The organism is Aeribacillus sp. SP014, from assembly GCF_054055575.1.
On the sequence record NZ_JBSRXI010000001.1, the window covers coordinates 2,861,227 to 2,880,560 of the forward strand.

The following is a 19,334-nucleotide window of genomic DNA, read 5'->3' on the forward strand; positions in this document are numbered from 1 at the left end:
AAAAAACATTTTTATTTTATTCCAAAAAGTCTTTCAGCCGCTTGCTTCGGCTTGGATGGCGCAATTTTCGCAGAGCCTTCGCTTCAATTTGCCGAATGCGTTCTCGAGTGACACCGAAAACTTTTCCTACTTCTTCCAGAGTCCGAGTTCTTCCATCGTCCAGTCCAAAACGAAGGCGCAGAACGTTTTCTTCCCTGTCTGTAAGGGTATCGAGAACATCTTCAAGCTGCTCCTTTAATAATTCATATGCAGCATGCTCTGATGGAGAAGTAGCCTCTTGGTCTTCAATAAAATCACCTAAGTGCGAATCGTCTTCTTCGCCAATCGGTGTTTCTAATGATACAGGTTCTTGGGCAATTTTTAAGATTTCTCTAACTTTTTCAGGAGTCAAATCCATATCTTCAGCGATCTCTTCTGGTGTCGGTTCACGACCCAAATCTTGAAGCAATTGGCGTTGGACTCGAATTAACTTATTGATTGTCTCAACCATATGGACAGGGATGCGGATCGTTCTCGCCTGATCTGCAATTGCCCGTGTAATTGCCTGGCGAATCCACCATGTTGCATATGTGCTGAATTTGTATCCTTTTCGATAATCAAATTTTTCAACAGCTTTCATCAGCCCCATGTTGCCTTCCTGTATGAGATCGAGGAAGAGCATTCCGCGGCCGACGTAGCGTTTTGCAATGCTGACGACTAGGCGCAGGTTGGCTTCTGCAAGCCTTCTTTTCGCTTCTTCGTCCCCTTGTTCAATACGCTTGGCAAGTTCGATTTCTTCATCAGCCGATAAGAGATCAACCCGGCCGATTTCTTTTAAATACATTCGAACCGGATCATTTATTTTCACACCCGGCGGTACACTAAGATCATTTAGATCAAATTCTTCTTCATCTTCTTTGTCTAAATCCGGCAAATTGGAATCAACATCTTCGTTTTCGCTAATTAATTCGATTCCTTGCTCATTAACGTATTCATAAAACTCATCCATTTGATCTGAATCAATATCGAAATTTGCCATTTTCTCAGCAATTTCTTCATATGTTAATACTCCGCGTTTCTTTCCTAATTGAATAAGCTGATTTTTCACTTCCTCAACAGTTCCATCAGCTTCTAAATCTTTTGAATGGGCTTGTTTTTCAGCCATTGGATCCCCTCCTTCCAGAGTTATACAAGCTTTCACATTAATCCTTTTTTCAGCTGAATTACTTCCATTGCAATTTCGGCAGCTTTTACATAATCTTTTCGTTTTTCAGCCTCTTTCTTCTCAGCTTCCTTTTCCTTTAGGATGAGCATTTTTTGATGGTTCAAGATATGTTTTACATAGTCTTGAAGCTCTTGCTCAGTCAATTGTTCGCCAATTGTCATCATGGCAATTTCCGATACAATTCGGCTTAATGAAGGATCTTTGAGCTTCGTCAAAAAGTGGCTTATGTCCGGATCGTTCCCTTCCTCATAATAAGCGTATAAATAGGATGAAATAGCCCGATGCTCCTCCACGTTAAAATTTCCACCAATCGCATGAAGAACCTTTTCTGCCACTTCCCTGCTTTTCAACATATGAGCAATTAGAAGGCGTTCTGCCTTTTGATAAGCAGGCATCAGTGCATTCCGTTGTAATGCATCAGTCTTGAGGCTCGTTTTTTCTGGTCTTCTTCTTTTCCGCTTATTTATATTCCGAAGCTCTGCCATTAACGTTTCTTTTAATACGGAAAATTCTTCAGAAAGCTGCGTGATATACAGCTCTTGTTCGATCCCGCTCGGAAGGCTGCTTAATTCGTTAAGCACTTCTTGAATGTATCTCGCTCGGTCCCCTTCATCCTGGAGATTTTTCCCCTTTCGAAAATATTCCATCTTAAATGCCATTAATGAGAGACTTGCCCCTATTACATCGTTTTTGAATTTTTCCTTTCCGTATGTCCGAATGTAGTCATCAGGGTCTAACCCTTCAGGCATTTTAGCAATCCTTACATTACATCCTGCTTCAACAAGCAATTTAGAAGCTCTGAAGGCAGCTTCAATTCCAGCGGAATCGGAATCGTAGCAAATGACAACTGTTCCTCCGCTTCTGGCTAAGAGCTTGACCTGTTCTTCCGTCAGCGCTGTTCCCATTGTTGCTACACTATGCTCGATTCCTGCATGAACGGACGATATAACATCCGCAAACCCTTCAAACAACACCGCTTCCTGTTTTCGTCTAATGAAAGGTCTTGCTTGGTGGAAATTATAAAGAATCCGTCCTTTGTTAAATATTTTTGTCTCAGGGCTGTTTAAATATTTTGGCTGTTTGTTTCCTAGCGACCTTCCGGAAAAAGCGACTGTACGGCCTTGTGCATCTTTAACCGGAAACATGATCCGATTGCGAAACCGATCAAAAAAAGAACCGTTAGATTCGCTTCGGATAATTAATCCTGTTTTTTCTAATAACGGAAGTTCAAAACCTTTTTTCAGCAAATACTTTAAAGAAAAGTCCCAAGAATCTAAAGCGTAGCCAATCTCAAATTGATCGATCAATTCTTTCGTAAAACCCCGATGAAGCAAATAATTTAACGCGTTTTGCCCTTCTTTTGTATTTAGTAATAAATGATGGTACATTTTTTTCAGCAGTTCATGCACTTTAATCATTTTCTCTGCTTCGCTGTTGTTTGGGTATGTCGATTCTTGAGAAAGTGCCGAGCCCCCTGGAATGTCCAAACCAGCTTTTTTTGCTGTCATTTGTACAGCTTCTGTAAAGCTGCATCCTTCAATTTGCATGAGAAAGGTAAAAACATTTCCGCCAGAACCGCAGCCAAAGCAGTGGAAAATTTGTTTTTCAGGTGAAACAGAAAATGAAGGTGTATTTTCGCCGTGAAAAGGACATAGTCCAAAAAAGTTTCGACCCTGCTTCTTTAATTGAACATATTCACTCACAACATCTACTATATCAACAGCATGTTGTACTTTTTCTATAAATTCCTCGGGAAGCATTTTCCCCATATGAACAACTCCGTGCCTTAAAATTTATTCAATATGAATTTTAAAATTTCCTGCATAATTCGACAATATTTTTTCAAGTGCTGTGATAAAATGATGACGATCTTTATCTTGGAATTTTTTTGGCCCTTTGATATAATTGCCGTTTCTTCTTTCCCTTGCCGAAATATACCGGAGATGGAGAACAGAGTCGATTGTATCTTCTGTAAACAGCATTCCTCTTGGAGAGAGAACATGTGTGCATTTCTTAAGCAGCATACCGGCTAGTCCGATATCTTGTGTAATGATGATGTCATGTTTTTTTGAGTTGTTAAAAATGTATAAGTCGACAGATTCCTTTTCTTGATCGACAAATACCCAGCTATTCCCGTCATCCTTTTTACCTACATGAGCATATGATGCAATGAAACAAACCGGGACTTTATATTTTTTTGCGACTGATGCAATTTCTTCTTTGACGGGGCATGCATCAGCATCGACAAAAATAGTGATATTTTTCCCATCATATTTCTCTATTCTTCATCACCTCAAAGAATCCTGCCAGCAATTTAAACTTTTTACAAAAAGCGATTTGTCGAATTTTCTTTCTCCAACCCCCTTGACATCTTCCTGTAAATAGTTTATTCGTATTTTTTTTAGTCTAAACCTAAAAAGCATAATTTTATCACAATTTTTTATTATAATACAATACACTGCATTATTCCATCATTTTATCTTTCACCATGAAAAAAACCTACTATATTCTTAAGATCGGAATAAGCAGGTTTTATCACATGTTATTTTTTTAAGAATAAATTTTGGATATGATTGGCTGTTTCTTCAACTGCTTTGTTCGATACATCTATAACTGGACAGCCGATTTTTTGAACAATTTTTTCAAAATAAGCTAATTCTTCTTTAATTCTGTCTATATTGGCATATATAGCCTGATCATTAAGCCCGAGTTGCTTTAATCTTTCCTTTCGGATATAATTCAGCTTTTCCGGACTGATTTTTAGACCGACGCATTTCTCTTTGGAAACTTTAAAAAGTTCTTCAGGGGGTTCTACTTCTGGAACAATAGGAACATTAGCTACTTTTAATCGTTTTAGCGCCAAATATTGCGACAAAGGCGTTTTGGAAGTCCGCGATACACCGATCAAAACAATATCGGCTTTCAAAATTCCTCTCGGATCGCGGCCGTCATCATATTTAACAGCAAACTCAATTGCTTCTACTTTTTTGAAATAGTCTTCATCAAGCTTCCGAACTCTTCCGGGCTCATACTTCGCTTTTATTCCATATGACGTTTCCATTTTATCAATTAAAGGACCAATGATATCGTGGTAGATCACACCTTCTTTTTCCGCTTCTTGAATAAGAAGATTCCTAAGTTCGGGGACAACGATTGTGAAGCAAATGATCGCATTATCCATTTTCGCCAATGCGACAACTTCTTTGATTGTATTTGCATCCTCCACATAAGGCACCCTTTTCACATTCGTTTCATATTGAGAGCCGTTAAATTGACTGATAGCTGCTTTTACAACGAGATCTGCCGTTTCCCCGACTGAGTCTGAAACAATATAGATCGTACGATTATTCATTCGGATCCCCCATTCTTACATAATATCGTCATCAACTAATCTTACCAATATTTTTGTAATGTTTGTTTTCGTAATTCTTCCTATCACTTCAAAACCGCCGTCCACTTCTTTTACAACGGGCAGTGCATCGATTTGCTTTTCAATTAAAATCCTTGCTACATCAATAATAAGATCTTCCTTTTTGCATACGGTTATATTTGGCATTCTAGTCATAATAATATTGACGGGGATTTGGGTTAATTCCTGTTTGCCGATGCTTGCCCGGAGGAGATCTTTTCTCGACAGCACTCCCACTAGCAACGATTGATTATCTACCACAAATAATGTCCCGACATCTTCCAAAAACATTGTACAAATTGCATCATAAACAGAAACATTATCGTTGACAACGACTGGGATCGACTGAAAATCTTTTACTTGGAGCTTTTTTAATTTCTCTGCAAGCAAATTGGCGCCTGATTTCCCTGTATAAAAATAGCCGACTCGCGGCCTTGCGTCAAGGTATCCAGCCATTGTTAAAATTGCTAAATCAGGTCTTAGCGTAGCTCTTGTCAAGTTTAAACGATCTGCAATATGTTCACCTGTAATTGGCCCATGCTCCTTAACGATTTGCAATATTTGTTCTTGCCGTTTATTAAGCTCTATTGTCCTCACCACCTTGAAAAAGAGGCTGCATTATAAAAATATTATATATGATTTCAATATTTTGAAAAGGTTTTCTATTGCTCATTACGGCGAAAGGAAAGACGATTATCCTCGGGATAATCGTCCATTTGCATTTATTTTACGATAATTTCATTCACTTTGGCAAAAGATGTGATTATTTTTGTTAATTGTACCATTTGGGACAGCCTGTTTTGTTTAACCGACTCATCCTCTGCCATTACCATAATATTATCAAAATAACGATCAATCACCGGCTTTAAAGCTTTCATTTCCAAAAATGCTTCTTTAAAATTACCCTCTTTTTGCAATTTTACAAAATTTTCTTCAAGCCGTAAATACGCTTGATACAATGTTTTTTCTTCTTCCTTCTCGAACAGCTCTTCTTTAATATTGCCCTCTTGGCCCTTAGACGAGATGTTGACAACACGAGACAGCGATTCAATTACTTCTTTAAAGTCACCCTTTTGGCTTTCTTCTGACAGAACGGCAGCCCGCTCGAAATATGCATTAACTTCATGGTAATTGGATTGTAATACCGATTCAATTATATCATGGCGGACATTTTCTTCATGAAGCGCAAATTTGACTCTCATTTGGAAGAACGACAGCAATTCTTTTCTCAAATTGTCTTTATTTTCTAAACCATATACATTTATAGCAAGGTCGAACAATTCCTCCAATTCAAGCCGCCATTGTTTTGCTCGAAGAATTTGAACAATGCCGCTTGCTTGTCTTCTTAATGCATACGGATCTTGTGAGCCAGTTGGAATCAAACCGATCGAAAAAAATCCTGCAATTGTATCCAGCTTGTCCGCAAGCCCTACAATGGCTCCGCTCAACGTTTCAGGCGTCTTGTCGGAAGCATGCCGCGGCATATAATGCTCATTTATTCCTTTTGCAACCTCTTCCTGTTCACCCTTTAAAAGAGCGTATTTTTCTCCCATAATTCCTTGAAGCTCTGGAAATTCATAAACCATTTGCGTAACAATGTCAAATTTGCAAATGGAAGCAGTCCGTTTAATATAAGCTTTCTCCTCATTGGAGCATTCAAGCTTTTCGCTAAGCTTTTCTGATAATTTTACAATTCGGCGAACCTTGTCACCGATGGAACCCAGTTCTTCATGAAAAACAATTTTTTCAAGCTTCTCCAGTGCGGTATCGATGGCAAGCTTTTTGTCTTCTTCGTAAAAGAAATTTGCATCGGAAAGTCTTGCCCGAAGGACCTTTTCATTCCCCTTGGCAATCGTTTCAATGTTTTGATCATTCCCGTTTTTTACGGTAACAAAAAACGGAAGCAGCTTTCCATCTTTATTTTTGACAGGAAAATATCGCTGATGCTCCTTCATCGTCGTCACTAACACTTCTTCAGGCAATGTTAAAAACTGGTCTTCGAATGAACCGTACAGGGCGGTCGGATATTCCACCAAGTTTGTAACTTCCTCGAGCAAATCTTCATCAACAGGGATGATCCAGTTTTCCTTTCTTTCCAGTTCCTCCAGCTGTTGAATGATCATTTGTTTTCGTTTTTCATAATCGGCGACAACAAACTGGTTCAACAAAGTATTTTCATAATCGCGTGGAGTGGAAATTTCCGCTTTCGTTCCTAAAAAGCGATGGCCATACGTAACATTTCCTGTCGGAACATCGGTAATGGAAAACGGAATGATGTCTTGTCCAAATAAGACAACTAACCATTGGATCGGACGGATATAGCGAAGATTCCAATTTCCCCAACGCATATTTTTCGGAAAATGGATGGTTTGAATAATCTCTTCTAACCCTGGGAGCAGTTCTTTCGTTTCTTTCCCTTTTTGAAATGTTTGAACAAAAGCGTACTCAACACCGTTTACTTCTTTAAAGGATATGTCGTTTGTGGAAGCTCCTTGGCTCCGTGCAAAGCCTAACGCTGCTTTTGTCCAATTTCCATTCTCATCAACCGCAATCTTTTTTGCCGGTCCTTTTGCTTCGCCAAGCAAATCTTCCTGTTTTTCATTTACATCCTCTACAAGGACGGCAAGACGTCTAGGAGTTGAATATTTTTTTATTTTGGCGTAAGAAATGCGATGTTCATCCAGCCAAGCTCCTACTTTGTCAGCCAGCTGATCAATCGAAGACAGGATGACGCCGGCAGGCATTTCTTCAAGCCCGATTTCGATAAGTAAATCCCGTTTATTCATGATTTTCGGCCCCCTTGTTTTTCAGCATTGGAAAACCGAGTTTTTCCCGTTCTTCATAAAACGTTTTGGCAACTTTTCTTGCCAGCTTTCTCACTCTGCCAATATATCCGGTTCGTTCTGTAACAGAAATAGCTCCTTTTGCGTCAAGCAAATTAAATGTGTGCGAGCATTTTAAAACGTAGTCGTACGCTGGATGAACGAGACCTAATTCCATCTGTCTGTGCGCTTCTTTTTCGTACGTATTAAACAGTTCAAATAGCATGTTTGTATCGGAAGTTTCGAACGTATACTTGGAATTCTCATATTCAGGCTGATAAAAAATGTCCCGGTATGTAAATCCGTTTGTCCATTCAAGGTCAAATACATTTTCTTTTTCTTGAATATAAGACGCCAAACGCTCTATTCCATAAGTAATTTCAACAGAAATCGGTTTGCATTCCAGTCCTCCGACCTGCTGAAAATACGTGAATTGAGTAATTTCCATTCCGTCAAGCCAAACTTCCCAGCCAAGCCCTGCGCAGCCGAGAGAAGGATTTTCCCAGTTATCTTCCACAAAGCGGATGTCATGTTCAAGCGGATCAATTCCAAGAGCCTTTAATGAATCTAAATAAATTTCTTGTATGTTTTTCGGAGACGGCTTCATAATGACTTGGAATTGATGGTGTTGATAAAGGCGGTTCGGATTTTCCCCATACCTTCCGTCAGCAGGTCTTCTTGACGGCTCTACGTAAGCAACATTCCACGGTTCTGGCCCGATGGAGCGAAGAAATGTGTATGGGCTCATGGTTCCGGCACCTTTTTCTACATCATATGCCTGCATCAAAATACATCCATGATCGGCCCAATGCTTTTGCAGCGTCAAAATCATTTCTTGAATGTTCATTCATCATGCACCTCCACAATTAAGTTATGTTCGAACAAAATAAAAACCGTCCCTAATGCAACAAAGTTGCATAGGGACGGGATGACCCGCGGTTCCACCCTATTTGCTGAAAAACGTTTCAGCCTCTCGTAAACCGTTATTGCTCTGGAACGCCGTTCCCTGCATCCTCATACCTTAGCTCGCACCATCCTAAGGTCGCTTTCTATGAAGATTGCAGGTACTCTTTTCCTTCATCGCATTTTATTATTCAATTTGACATGTATCATTTCCGCTCATTACATGACATTAAATCGCTTTTTCTAACAGCATGAGGGGGGATAAATCCTTCATTTGAAAGGTTTCACATCCATGTATATGGTTTACAACATTTCTTTTAAACTGTCAAGCTGATTTAAAAATTTTTTCGATTTCAGCGATAAACCTGCATATTCCTGATAATATTGATCAAGAACAAATCTCAGTTCTTTTTTTGTTTCAGCAGAGACGGATATTTGACCAATGCGGTTTAAGTCAATAGAATAAAACAGCCGCAACAGCTTCACTGTCTTCTGAGAAATATTGAGCCTATAAGGATCTTTTTCAAAACAGCGGCTGCAAATCAATCCGTTTTCTTTTAATGAAAAATGAAACGGTCCGTTTGTTTCGCCGCTTACTGCACATTTGTTTAATTCGGGATATAAACCGAGAACGTTGAGCATCTTTATTTCAAATATATTGGTCAAAATTTCCGCATCCTTTTCTTCATTCAGCAGATGAAGTGTTTGAAATAAGAGCTCAAACAAAAAAGGGTTTCTGTCTTTTTCATCTGTTCCTTTATCAAGGAGCTCTACAATATATGAAGCATATGCAGTCAAAAAAATATTTTCCTTAATCTCTCTAAAAGCGGAAATGATTTCTCCTTGGCTTAAATTGCCCAATCCAGAAGATTGATGATACAAAAAATTTCCATACGTAAAAAGTTGGGTAACAGCTGCGAGGCGGCTGTTCGGTTTATTTGCGCCCCGTGCCATTACACCAACTTTCCCAAACTCCCTTGTATATATTGTAACAACTTTATTGGTCTCACCATATTCCGTTGTACGAATGACAATTCCTTCCGTCTTTACAAGCATTTCTCCACCATCCTATTGGATACAGCACTACTAAACAGGGAGATCAACCTCAGTCCGCTCTTCTTCCTTCATTTGACAATCTTTCGTGCGCTCCTTTTCAAGCTCTTTAAAAAGGAGATATGTGTCAATATTACCTGTAAACGTGAATACTTTCCAGGTAAAATCTAACATATTGTCCCCACCTTTCTGTCGTTGTTCCTAAGCTATATCCAATTCATTGTTATCATAGCCTTTTTGACTCATTTTCATGTTTTGAAAATATTTCTAACTTCCTTCAAGTCAATTAATATTCGTCTTCCCTAAATCCAAAATCTCGCAATTGCGACAGGCGATTTCTCCAATCTTTTTGCACTTTGACCCACAGCTCTAAAAAGACTTTTGATCCGAGCAAGTTTTCAATGTCAACCCTTGCCCTTTTCCCAATTTCTTTCAACATTCTTCCTTGCTTCCCAATGATAATACCTTTTTGAGAGTTGCGTTCCACAACAATTGTTGCAGCTATATATACTGCATGGTTTTCTCTTTTTTCAATAGAATCAACAACAACTGCGACAGAATGCGGGATCTCTTCTCTTGTCAAATGCAATACTTTTTCGCGAACTAGTTCAGAAATGATAAAACGTTCCGGGTGATCTGTCACCTGATCACTAGGATAATATTGCGGACCTTCCGGCAAATACGCTTCAATTTGCCCTAGCAACGTTTCAATGTTGTTTCCTTGCAGGGCAGAAATTGGAACAATTTCCTGAAACTCGAACTTTTCCCTGTATTGGTCAATAAGCGGCAATAAATCATCAGGATGAACCCGATCGATTTTATTGACAACTAAAAATACAGGAGTATCGGTTTCCTTCAATCGTTCCATGATATATTCATCACCGCGGCCTAATCCTTCTTCAGCATTAATCATAAACAGAATTAGATCCACTTCTTTGAGCGTATTTTGAGCGACTTTCATCATAAAATCGCCCAATTTATGCTTTGGTTTATGAATACCGGGAGTGTCGATAAAAATAATTTGTGAGTTTTCCGTCGTATAAACCCCTTGTATTTTGTTTCTCGTTGTTTGAGGTTTATCGCTCATAATCGCAATTTTTTGACCGATTACACGGTTAATAAAAGTCGATTTGCCGACATTCGGACGGCCGATGATTGATACAAATCCTGATTTAAATTTTGTCTTATTCATGTAAATCCTCCGATGTAAATGCTTCTGGTAATAGTTGTTCAACTGTTAGCTCGTTATAGTCTCCGTTAAGATTCGCCAAAATCACCTTCATATTTTTAGGACAGAGCTCTGCTATGACTTGCCTGCAAGCGCCGCATGGCGATACAGGGCGCTTTGTATCCGCAACTATGGCAATAGCTGCGAATTCATTTTCACCTTCTGAAACCGCTTTATATATAGCAGTGCGCTCGGCACAATTGCACATGGAATAAGCTGCGTTTTCAATATTGCATCCTTTGTATACTTTTCCATCCTTTGTCAGAAGTGCTGCACCTACTTTAAATCGAGAGTAAGGTGCATAAGCAAATTCTCTTGCTCTTTTTGCTTCTTCAATCAGTTGATGGGAGTCCATAGCTTCCTTCCTTTCGTTTACGTTGCAGCTTATACTCATTATTTTACATCATTTTTCATTTAATTTCACGTTTATTTTTTCAGAAAATTCTACATTTTTCACGAAAAAACTTCAATTATTTTGGGGGCAAAAATGATGAATCCGATGACAACCGAAACGGCTGCATAAACCAATACTGCTCCTGCAGCTGCATCTTTTGCAGTTTTAAGCAGAGGATGAAATTCTTTCGACACAGCATCAGCGATTCGTTCAATGGCAGTATTGACCAGCTCTAAAGCTAACATTCCGCCAATTAATAGGAGAATGACAATCCATTCAATTAAGCTAATGTTGAAAAATAATCCGGCTGCGATCACGATGATCGCAGCTGTCACATGAATTCTAAAGTTCCGCTCGGATTGGAAGGCTGCAGCTATTCCTTGTACGGCAAAACAAAAACTTTTCAACAAAGTCTTCATGTTTATCCTGTTCTTTTCAATCCAAATTTCTCTAAAATTTCCTTTTGCCTTGAAAACATTTTTTCTTCTTCTTCTTTTGTCATATGATCATAACCTAATAAATGCAAAAAGCCGTGAACAGATAAAAATCCGAGCTCTCTCATAAATGAGTGGCCGTATTCTTCTGCTTGCTCTTTCGCTTTTTCTATTGAGATAATGATATCCCCTAAATGAGGGGGGAGATCAGCACCTTGGATCTCCACTTCATCTTCTCCTGTTTCTTCAAGCGCAAATGAAATCACATCAGTCGGCTGATCTTTTCCCCGGTAATCCCGATTGATCTCTTGAATGTCTTTATTAGTAACAAAGGTTACAGATACTTCCGAATCTTTGGGAACACGTTCTTCTAAAGCAGCAAATTGCAGCAAATTTTCGATCGTTTCTATTTCCTCAGAAGAGAGTGTTTCCGTCTGGTCGAAAATGTCAATGGATAATGTCATGTTTTCTTCACCTTCTTTTCATGAAATTCCGGATATTCAATTCTTGAATGAAAAATCCCCTTCAATGTTTCACACAATATTTTTGCCACCGTTTCAAGCTCTTTAAACGTTATATCACATTCATCGAATTGCCCGTCTTGAAGTTTATCTTTTATGATGGAACGAACAAGCTTTTCAATTTTTTCGGGCATCGGATTTTTCATTGAACGAACAGCTGCTTCTACACTGTCAGCGATACAAATAACGGCAATCTCCCGCGTTTGCGGCTTCGGACCCGGATATCTAAACTCACTTTCCAAAATAGGCTGATCACTATTTTCTTGGGCTTTATGGTAGAAAAATTTTAAAAGCGATGTTCCATGATGCTGCAGAGCAATATCGATAAATTCTTTCGGCATTTTATGCTTCCTTAACATTTCTGCTCCCTCTTCAGCATGAGCAATAATAATGTTTTTGCTTAGCTGAGGGGACAATTTATCATGCGGATTTTCCATGTTCATTTGGTTTTCAATAAAATAGCGCGGCCGTTTCGTCTTGCCGATATCGTGATAGTAGCTTCCAACCCTTGCCAACAATCCATTCGCACCGATCGCTTCGCAAGCAGCCTCGGCTAGATTGGCCACCATTACACTGTGATGATAAGTACCAGGCGCCTCCGTTAATATTTTCCTTAATAAAGGATGATTCGGATTCGACAGTTCAATCAGCTTCATCGTCGATAAAATGCCAAAACCTGATTCAAAAAAAGGCATTAAACCGATTGTCAAGACGGAAGAGATAACACCTGATACAATCGCCATAAGAAAATAAGAACCGATCTCTAGATTCGAATAAATTCCATTTTGAATGAATAAAATAGCGGTGATCACAACAATATTAACAGCCGAAACGAAAAGACCAGCTTGTAAAATTTTCGAACGGACGTTATGTTCCCCTAGAAACAGAATGGCTGCGATGCACCCGCATAAGTAGTAAAGACCAATTGTAAAATTAAATGTGCCAGTGACTCCATCATTAAAAATCAAGCTTCCGCAAAAAGCATATATAATGCTTGTCACGAACGCAAGGCGGTCATTAATCAAAAGCTTTGTCAACATGACTCCCATCAGCACCGGGACAATAAAGCCGATATGAGAATAGTCCATTTTTTGAAATAAGCTGATAATCTTCATGACCGTTAACGTTATCGCTAGGATGATGGTAAAGAGAAGCAATGACTGGTTTTTACTCGTAAAGAACGAGTTCTTTTCTTTTTCAAAAAAATATGCAAGATAGATCATCACTAATAAGACTAAAATGAAAAGACCAATGATCGGCTGAAATGTGTACTTATTATCTAAAAGGCCCAACAATTCCAGCTTTCTATATACTTCCCTGTCAATTAATTGGCCCTCTTCGACTATAATTTGACCTTGCTTAATTTGAACCTCCTGCACTTTTTCTTTTGCTTCTTCCCGCTTTTCATCTGTTGATTTTGGGTCAAATACATAATTGGAAATAATTGCGCTGCGTCCAATCTCTTCAGCTGCTGAGCGTATCTTATCCGGCAAATTCACGTTTTGAAGCCGTTCTTTCACTTTGTTTCTCGCTTCTTCTAATTTTTCAGCCGGAATCGGCTCGCTCATCGTTTCATTGACAGCCGTAACAACCGCATCTTTCGCCAGCGTAAGCTGTCCTTCATTTGCACTTAACAACGATGTATATACGCTTTCAGGATATTTATCATACATATCTCCTAAACTGCTTTTAAGCCTGTCAAGCTTCTCTTTGCTGCTCATTTCGGCATTAGAAGAAGCCTCCATGATGGCATCAAATAAAGATTCGACCAAATCCACACTGTTGTCCGCATATTCTTTTTTTAGCACATATTGATCTTCCACGCTTTCAGCAGCTTCTTCTCTTCTCTTTTCCGTCATTTCCTTATCGACAACGGTAACAGGTGCGTAAATCGTTTGGTCGGATACTGAAAATAATTTGGCATCAAACGTGTCCGGTTCTACATTGCTGTATAAAACGGTAAACAAAATTACTCCAATAACGGGATATAAGAAAAGATGAAGGGATTGCATTTTTTTCAAAAAATGGAATATCGGCTGTTTCCTGTCTTTGCGATCCATTTTTCTTTTCATTTGTCACAGCACCTCCGATCAATTCTATGCAAAAAATGACCCGGTCATGATGAGCGGGTCTTACTGATCATCTTTTTCATAAGCCTCAATAATTTTTGAAACGAGCGGGTGCCGCACGACATCAGTTTCCTTTAAATATACGAATGAAATGCCCCGAATGCCTGATAATTTTTCATTCGCTTCAAGCAGTCCTGATTTTACTCCTTTTGGCAAATCCACTTGTGTCAGGTCGCCTGTAATGACCATTTTGGATCCAAAGCCTAAACGGGTTAGAAACATTTTCATTTGCTGAGTTGTTGTATTTTGCGCTTCATCTAAAATAACGAACGCATCCTCAAGTGTTCTTCCGCGCATATACGCCAATGGAGCAATTTCAATAACTCCTCTTTCTAACAAGCGCTCCGTATGGTCCACGCCTAAAATATCGTGTAGAGCATCATATAAAGGTCTTAAATAAGGATCTACCTTTTCTTTTAAATCGCCGGGCAAAAAACCTAAATTTTCACCAGCTTCAACGGCCGGCCGCGTTAATATGATTTTATTTACAAGCCCATTTTTCAAGCAATGGACGGCCATGACAACAGCGAGAAACGTTTTTCCTGTTCCTGCTGGACCGATTCCAAATACTAAATCATGCGTTTTAATTGCTTGAAAATACTTTCGTTGACCTAGCGTTTTTACACGAATGGTTTTTCCTTTTGCATTTTTCGCAACTTCTTCATCGTATAGGGATTCAAATTCATCGATCTTCCCACTTTTCGCCATTTTTGTTGCATAAAGTACGTCTTGTTCGTTAATCGAAATTCCTTTTCGAATAACCGAAAGAAGGGATTTCAAGATGTCTTCAACCAGTTCAGCTTTTTCTTTATCTCCTGAAACATATACCGCTTCACCGCGCGAAATGATCGATACGTTTAACTCTTCTTCAATTCTTTTTAAATGAACATCATGAATCCCAAATAAATTAATGGCTTCATTCGGATTTTCTAAACTCTGGCTGATTGTGACTAAATCTTCTGTCATTCTCTAATCTCCCTGAACCCGTTTTATTTTTACAATGTTTTCAATAACTTGGAAGTGTATTTTCAATCTTACTTTACCATTCTCGACGTCTTCGTGCAAAACTTTTTCGCCAACAATTTTGACATCTTTTCCAAGTTTTCGAAATAAGTCATTTTTCCCGGCAGCAATCGCTTGCCGTTTCGCTTCATCCACAGAATATTTTCTGTGAAAGGTTTCCGTCTCACGAATCGTTTCTTTCTTATAGTTAACTGGAAGATCCCATTTTAAAAATTTTAATGGACGCTCGTCTCTCTCCACCGCATATTGCGGATATTCCGATTCATCATTGCGAAACATCCCCCAAATAGGAAGGGAAAAAGAACGAAAGGAGAGAAAATGCTTCGTGACTGACTTTCCTGAAAATAACTGGAAAGTTGTTTGAAGCGGCACCTCCACTGTTGAAATATACCAAGTTTCGCCTAATATTTCTCCGTCTGCTGCCACTTTTCGTATTTTATCACCTTCTCCAACTACACCGGAAACTAATATTTGTCCTTTTCTAACAAAATCATGAACGTCTACTAAAGGTTGTCCTTTTTCAACATACATTTTTGCTATAACAGCTTCCTTCGCGGCCACTAAATGCCTCGGCCCCTCCACTTTGCTTTTTTGCTCTTTTTTCTTTTCGGCTACTTCCAGAGAATATGTCGTTCCTTTTAATTTGACACCGATCCATGTTATATCATCTATTTGGCTCATCAAACGATTTTGAACTGTTTGATTGCTCGATGTCAAAAACTGAAACGTCCCTCTTTTAATTCCTATTTTGTCCAATTCTTTTTGTATTAAATGCTCTGTTTTCGGACTAGCCCCTTTTATTTCAATATGCCAAATCATGTTGGATAAAAGAAATGTAATGGCAATGAACAGAACAATTCCAATAACAAAACCAAAATTTCTCCATGATTTTTTTAATAAAAATGGAAATCCTATCCTTTGGTGAAAGGTGCACTTACATTCATGTTTACGAACTACTTTTCGTAAAGCCTGTACATCTTTAAGGCGTATAAAAAAAGAAATTGCACCGTTTTCCAGCCGCTTTACATTTATTGTGACAATGCCAAGCCGCGTGCAATCGTTCAACATTCTTTCTGAGCCGGTTCCTTCCGCTATTACCTGAACGAAGCCTGTAAAATATAACAACCAATTGTTCCGCATCCCGATCCCCCTACTGATCAATATATAATACTTGTTCAATTTTCCCTTCTACAAGGAGCTCTTCTGGCAATATCACTTTCATCACAAAATCGCTTCCTTTAATGAGCATCTGGCCTTGCTGCAGCAAAACTCGAATCTCTTTATCTGTAAAAGAAAGCAGTCCTTTATGATTTTCTATATATATATGCAATGTACCGATCATCGTAACACGGGGAAGATCCATCATGACGTCAGCTGGTATTTGCAATCCTTCTGTCAATATGCTTTTTATTCGCTGATGCCATTTTTTGCCCATAAAAGAACCCCCTTCATCCTCATATTTATGAGAGACAAAAGGGGATTAACACCATTAATTCATTTATTTTATGAAATTCGACCGATGGGGCTTTTTGGATCGGGGTTCATCTAAAATGACGCTCCAAATGACTCCTTTTGCAGCTGAATGCATGTGTAAAGCTGATGGTTTCTGTTTTTTATTTTTATTATGAAAAGATTTCATATTCGATTTGTCTTTTTCAGCTTTTTTTAGTTGGCTGGATAGGCCTGTGTGTACATTTTGAATTTGATTCCATTCATTTGGAGGGCTTGTCGAAACATTTTTAACCCTTTGTTTTATTTGTTTTGCAGCTTGTTTCCTTTTTTTCTGCTGCTCTTGATCTTTTTTATTTCTGCCAAACAAAGAAGAAATAATCCCGATTAAAATAACAATGAACAGCGGATTTTCAAATATTTCCATATGACACCTCCTTTGATGGACAGAAAGATCATTCTTCTTCATCACCAGCAGAGTTTTTTGTCATTTTTCCGATAGAATCACGCATATTTGTATCAGCGGTAATGTTTTTGATGTTCATATAATCCATAACTCCAATATTTCCTGATTTTAAAGCTTCCGCCATTGCCAGCGGAACTTGCGCTTCCGCCTCAACAACTTTTGCCCGCATTTCTTCAACTTTAGCGCGCATCTCCTGCTCTCTTGCCACCGCCATCGCCCTGCGTTCCTCCGCTTTAGCTTGCGCGATGTTTTTGTCTGCTTCCGCTTGATCTGTCTGCAGGATCGCACCGATGTTTTTGCCGATGTCAACGTCCGCGATGTCGATGGATAAAATTTCAAAGGCTGTTCCTGAATCGAGTCCTTTGTTTAAAACTGTTTGCGAAATCATATCAGGGTTTTCCAGCACTTTTTTATGATCATCAGAAGAACCAATGGTGCTGACAATTCCTTCACCTACACGTGCGATAATCGTTTCTTCCCCGGCACCGCCAACAAGCCGGTCGATATTGGCTCGCACCGTGATGCGGGCTTTTGCTTTCACTTCAATTCCGTCCATGGCAACCCCTGCAATAAACGGGGTTTCGATTACTTTCGGATTTACGCTCATTTGAACGGCTTCAAGCACGTCTCTTCCCGCTAAATCAATCGCAGCACAACGTTCAAAGCTCAATTCAATATTAGCTCTTTCAGCTGCAATTAATGCGTTGACAACTCGATCAACATTCCCTCCTGCCAAATAATGGCTTTCCAATTGATTTGTTGTGACATCAAGGCCGGCTTTATGCGCTTTAATTAACGGATTGATCACTCGACTTGGAATGACTCTGCGCAGCCTCATTCCAATAAGAGTCAAAATACTGATGCGAACGCCAGCTGCCAGAGCGGAAATCCAGAGCATAATCGGCACAAAAGAGAACAAGATGCCAAGCAAAATAAGACCTAATACGATAAGACCTAGTAAAAGAAAAAATGATACATCCATGTGACATACCTACCTCCTATTCATTTTCATTAATAGCTCTCACAACAATTCGTGAGCCTTCTACTTTAACAATTTTCACTTTTTTTCCTTTCTCAATATACGTCCCTTCTGTCACAACATCCAATCTTTCCTCTCCATCGGTCATTACTGTTCCTGCCGGCCGTAAAGCAGTCACAGTTACACCCGTTTTCCCAATTAAATCTGTACGATTTTGATTGGATACATAACCTTTCTCCGTGCTGATTGAATCATTTAAAATAATTTTTTTAAACCATTTCATACGCTTACCAATCACCTTTGACAAAATGAATATTGTGAATATCGAAATGGAACCGGCAATAAAAAGAGAAACCGCCATATGTCCTATATGATCAGCTGCTAAAAATAAACTTAAAAGGACTGAAAGAAAACCGATTGCTCCAATAATTCCTCCTGGAACAAACAACTCTGCAATTATAAGCAGAACCCCAAGCACGAACAAAACAACCGTTTCCAATCCCGCAAGCCCTGCAATAAAATGACCGAAGAAAAACAAAAACAGCGCCAATAGTCCAATAAAACCAGGAATGCCAAACCCAGGAGTGTACAATTCTAACACAAATCCTAAACCGCTAATCGTTAATAATATCGGAATGGTATACATGTTTGTTACAAAATGGGCTATTTTTTCAGCAAACGTCTCCTCAGTCTCTTGGATTTTTGCACCTTCCATTCCGATCGATTTCAAAAGCTCTGCCCGGCTTTTGGCGATGCCTTCACCATACCCGACTTCCATCGCTTGTTTTGCTGTTAATGTTAGTAATTCTCCTTTTTCTGCACCATATTCGGGCATATTCAAGCTGCTGTCTACCATCGCCTCAGCGAACATAGGGTCTCTGCCATGAAGCTCAGCAGCATTTCTCATCTCTGCTTTCCAAAACGATTGCACTTTTACTTCTGCAGCATTGCCATTGGAGTCAATGACAGCCGCTGACCCAATGGTACCGCCAGGATGGTAATATATTTGATCAGCCCTTAATGCTATATAAGCCCCTGCAGAAATCGCATGTTTATTTACATAAGCGATTGTTTTGATATCTGTATCCATAATCATTTTGCCTATTTCTATCGCTGCCTCTAAAGCACCGCCAGGAGTGTTCAATTCAAAAACAATGACATCCGCCTTTTCTTTTTCCGCCTCCTGAATGGATCGTTTAATAAAATGCACCAATCCTTTTTCAATTGTATTTTCAATCGGAATAAAATAAACGGTTTTCCCTTCAGCTGATTTGGCATCAAAAGACGCACAAATAATCGACAAGATGAGCAGCAGAGCGC

At 39.1% G+C, this 19,334-nt stretch carries 20 protein-coding genes and 1 other annotated feature; all 20 genes read right to left on the minus strand.

The genetic code is table 11. The annotated features are described in order from the left end of the window. Nucleotides 1-16 precede the first annotated feature (16 nt). Nucleotides 17-1,144 carry an RNA polymerase sigma factor RpoD gene (gene rpoD, locus ACVIJU_RS13985; protein WP_063388054.1) on the minus strand — a complete coding sequence of 376 codons (1,128 nt, stop codon included), beginning with the start codon at nucleotides 1,142-1,144 and terminating at the stop codon, nucleotides 17-19. A gap of 32 nt (nucleotides 1,145-1,176) precedes the next feature. Beyond that, nucleotides 1,177-2,973 carry a DNA primase gene (dnaG, locus tag ACVIJU_RS13990; protein ID WP_063388053.1) on the minus strand — a complete coding sequence of 599 codons (1,797 nt, stop codon included), beginning with the start codon at nucleotides 2,971-2,973 and terminating at the stop codon, nucleotides 1,177-1,179. A gap of 24 nt (nucleotides 2,974-2,997) precedes the next feature. Beyond that, the gene (locus ACVIJU_RS13995; RefSeq protein WP_063388052.1) at nucleotides 2,998-3,486 is read right to left on the minus strand and encodes a YaiI/YqxD family protein; all 489 of its coding nucleotides are present in this window, start codon (nucleotides 3,484-3,486) and stop codon (nucleotides 2,998-3,000) included. Nucleotides 3,487-3,746: 260 nt separating this feature from the next. Continuing rightward, nucleotides 3,747-4,556 (minus strand): pyruvate, water dikinase regulatory protein, encoded by an 810-nt coding sequence (locus ACVIJU_RS14000; protein WP_063388051.1) that lies wholly within the window; start codon nucleotides 4,554-4,556, stop codon nucleotides 3,747-3,749. A gap of 15 nt (nucleotides 4,557-4,571) precedes the next feature. Continuing rightward, complete coding sequence (locus tag ACVIJU_RS14005; RefSeq protein ID WP_094246231.1) at nucleotides 4,572-5,210, minus strand: helix-turn-helix transcriptional regulator; 639 nt, start codon at nucleotides 5,208-5,210, stop codon at nucleotides 4,572-4,574. A gap of 125 nt (nucleotides 5,211-5,335) precedes the next feature. Then, the gene (glyS, locus tag ACVIJU_RS14010) at nucleotides 5,336-7,399 is read right to left on the minus strand and encodes a glycine--tRNA ligase subunit beta (RefSeq protein ID WP_144596771.1); all 2,064 of its coding nucleotides are present in this window, start codon (nucleotides 7,397-7,399) and stop codon (nucleotides 5,336-5,338) included. Continuing rightward, nucleotides 7,392-8,282, minus strand: a complete 891-nt coding sequence (gene glyQ / locus ACVIJU_RS14015) for a glycine--tRNA ligase subunit alpha (RefSeq protein WP_456687693.1) — start codon at nucleotides 8,280-8,282, stop codon at nucleotides 7,392-7,394. Before glyQ ends, glyS begins: the two co-directional genes overlap by 8 nt. Nucleotides 8,283-8,351: 69 nt before the next feature. Continuing rightward, nucleotides 8,352-8,525: a binding site (T-box leader), on the minus strand. A 116-nt stretch (nucleotides 8,526-8,641) separates the two neighbouring features. Continuing rightward, entirely contained in the window at nucleotides 8,642-9,394 is a 753-nt protein-coding gene (gene recO, locus ACVIJU_RS14020; RefSeq protein WP_066247548.1) for a DNA repair protein RecO, read from the minus strand. Nucleotides 9,395-9,424: 30 nt separating this feature from the next. Then, a complete protein-coding gene (locus ACVIJU_RS14025; protein ID WP_065095532.1) occupies nucleotides 9,425-9,565 on the minus strand; it encodes a YqzL family protein in 141 nt (46 codons plus the stop codon). A 112-nt stretch (nucleotides 9,566-9,677) separates the two neighbouring features. Next, nucleotides 9,678-10,583, minus strand: coding sequence for a GTPase Era (era, locus tag ACVIJU_RS14030; protein WP_063388046.1), 906 nt, complete (start codon nucleotides 10,581-10,583; stop codon nucleotides 9,678-9,680). Further along, nucleotides 10,576-10,974, minus strand: coding sequence for a cytidine deaminase (locus ACVIJU_RS14035; RefSeq protein WP_063388045.1), 399 nt, complete (start codon nucleotides 10,972-10,974; stop codon nucleotides 10,576-10,578). The genes era and ACVIJU_RS14035 overlap by 8 nt, the downstream gene beginning before the upstream one ends. Before the next feature lie 98 nt (nucleotides 10,975-11,072). Continuing rightward, on the minus strand, nucleotides 11,073-11,432 hold the full coding sequence (locus ACVIJU_RS14040; protein ID WP_066247547.1) for a diacylglycerol kinase family protein: 360 nt from the start codon (nucleotides 11,430-11,432) through the stop codon (nucleotides 11,073-11,075). Between the two features lie 2 nt (nucleotides 11,433-11,434). Continuing rightward, the gene (gene ybeY, locus ACVIJU_RS14045) at nucleotides 11,435-11,911 is read right to left on the minus strand and encodes an rRNA maturation RNase YbeY (RefSeq protein WP_066247546.1); all 477 of its coding nucleotides are present in this window, start codon (nucleotides 11,909-11,911) and stop codon (nucleotides 11,435-11,437) included. Further along, nucleotides 11,908-14,040, minus strand: coding sequence for an HD family phosphohydrolase (locus ACVIJU_RS14050; RefSeq protein WP_063388042.1), 2,133 nt, complete (start codon nucleotides 14,038-14,040; stop codon nucleotides 11,908-11,910). The genes ybeY and ACVIJU_RS14050 overlap by 4 nt, the downstream gene beginning before the upstream one ends. Before the next feature lie 60 nt (nucleotides 14,041-14,100). Then, complete coding sequence (locus tag ACVIJU_RS14055; RefSeq protein WP_063388041.1) at nucleotides 14,101-15,063, minus strand: PhoH family protein; 963 nt, start codon at nucleotides 15,061-15,063, stop codon at nucleotides 14,101-14,103. A gap of 3 nt (nucleotides 15,064-15,066) precedes the next feature. Continuing rightward, the gene (yqfD, locus tag ACVIJU_RS14060; protein WP_063388040.1) at nucleotides 15,067-16,260 is read right to left on the minus strand and encodes a sporulation protein YqfD; all 1,194 of its coding nucleotides are present in this window, start codon (nucleotides 16,258-16,260) and stop codon (nucleotides 15,067-15,069) included. A 10-nt stretch (nucleotides 16,261-16,270) separates the two neighbouring features. Then, nucleotides 16,271-16,555 carry a sporulation protein YqfC gene (gene yqfC, locus ACVIJU_RS14065; RefSeq protein ID WP_456687694.1) on the minus strand — a complete coding sequence of 95 codons (285 nt, stop codon included), beginning with the start codon at nucleotides 16,553-16,555 and terminating at the stop codon, nucleotides 16,271-16,273. Nucleotides 16,556-16,618: 63 nt separating this feature from the next. After that, the gene (locus ACVIJU_RS14070) at nucleotides 16,619-16,996 is read right to left on the minus strand and encodes a hypothetical protein (RefSeq protein ID WP_144596765.1); all 378 of its coding nucleotides are present in this window, start codon (nucleotides 16,994-16,996) and stop codon (nucleotides 16,619-16,621) included. Nucleotides 16,997-17,024: 28 nt separating this feature from the next. Next, nucleotides 17,025-18,017 (minus strand): flotillin-like protein FloA, encoded by a 993-nt coding sequence (gene floA / locus ACVIJU_RS14075; protein WP_066247540.1) that lies wholly within the window; start codon nucleotides 18,015-18,017, stop codon nucleotides 17,025-17,027. A 16-nt stretch (nucleotides 18,018-18,033) separates the two neighbouring features. Next, nucleotides 18,034-19,317, minus strand: a complete 1,284-nt coding sequence (locus ACVIJU_RS14080) for an NfeD family protein (RefSeq protein ID WP_456687695.1) — start codon at nucleotides 19,315-19,317, stop codon at nucleotides 18,034-18,036. Nucleotides 19,318-19,334 lie beyond the last annotated feature (17 nt).

What these genes read in the sequence shown, in the direction of transcription:
- ACVIJU_RS14050 (WP_063388042.1), bottom strand. Translation starts at nt 14,040, where the DNA reads ATGAAAAGAAAAATGGATCGCAAAGACAGGAAACAGCCGATATTCCAT.
- ACVIJU_RS14055 (WP_063388041.1), bottom strand. Translation starts at nt 15,063, where the DNA reads ATGACAGAAGATTTAGTCACAATCAGCCAGAGTTTAGAAAATCCGAAT.
- rpoD (WP_063388054.1), bottom strand. Translation starts at nt 1,144, where the DNA reads ATGGCTGAAAAACAAGCCCATTCAAAAGATTTAGAAGCTGATGGAACT.
- ACVIJU_RS14025 (WP_065095532.1), bottom strand. Translation starts at nt 9,565, where the DNA reads ATGTTAGATTTTACCTGGAAAGTATTCACGTTTACAGGTAATATTGAC.
- ACVIJU_RS14035 (WP_063388045.1), bottom strand. Translation starts at nt 10,974, where the DNA reads ATGGACTCCCATCAACTGATTGAAGAAGCAAAAAGAGCAAGAGAATTT.
- ACVIJU_RS14040 (WP_066247547.1), bottom strand. Translation starts at nt 11,432, where the DNA reads ATGAAGACTTTGTTGAAAAGTTTTTGTTTTGCCGTACAAGGAATAGCT.
- glyS (WP_144596771.1), bottom strand. Translation starts at nt 7,399, where the DNA reads ATGAATAAACGGGATTTACTTATCGAAATCGGGCTTGAAGAAATGCCT.
- yqfD (WP_063388040.1), bottom strand. Translation starts at nt 16,260, where the DNA reads ATGCGGAACAATTGGTTGTTATATTTTACAGGCTTCGTTCAGGTAATA.
- floA (WP_066247540.1), bottom strand. Translation starts at nt 18,017, where the DNA reads ATGGATGTATCATTTTTTCTTTTACTAGGTCTTATCGTATTAGGTCTT.
- dnaG (WP_063388053.1), bottom strand. Translation starts at nt 2,973, where the DNA reads ATGGGGAAAATGCTTCCCGAGGAATTTATAGAAAAAGTACAACATGCT.
- glyQ (WP_456687693.1), bottom strand. Translation starts at nt 8,282, where the DNA reads ATGAACATTCAAGAAATGATTTTGACGCTGCAAAAGCATTGGGCCGAT.
- ybeY (WP_066247546.1), bottom strand. Translation starts at nt 11,911, where the DNA reads ATGACATTATCCATTGACATTTTCGACCAGACGGAAACACTCTCTTCT.
- ACVIJU_RS14070 (WP_144596765.1), bottom strand. Translation starts at nt 16,996, where the DNA reads ATGGAAATATTTGAAAATCCGCTGTTCATTGTTATTTTAATCGGGATT.
- yqfC (WP_456687694.1), bottom strand. Translation starts at nt 16,555, where the DNA reads ATGGGCAAAAAATGGCATCAGCGAATAAAAAGCATATTGACAGAAGGA.
- recO (WP_066247548.1), bottom strand. Translation starts at nt 9,394, where the DNA reads ATGCTTGTAAAGACGGAAGGAATTGTCATTCGTACAACGGAATATGGT.
- ACVIJU_RS14000 (WP_063388051.1), bottom strand. Translation starts at nt 4,556, where the DNA reads ATGAATAATCGTACGATCTATATTGTTTCAGACTCAGTCGGGGAAACG.
- era (WP_063388046.1), bottom strand. Translation starts at nt 10,583, where the DNA reads ATGAATAAGACAAAATTTAAATCAGGATTTGTATCAATCATCGGCCGT.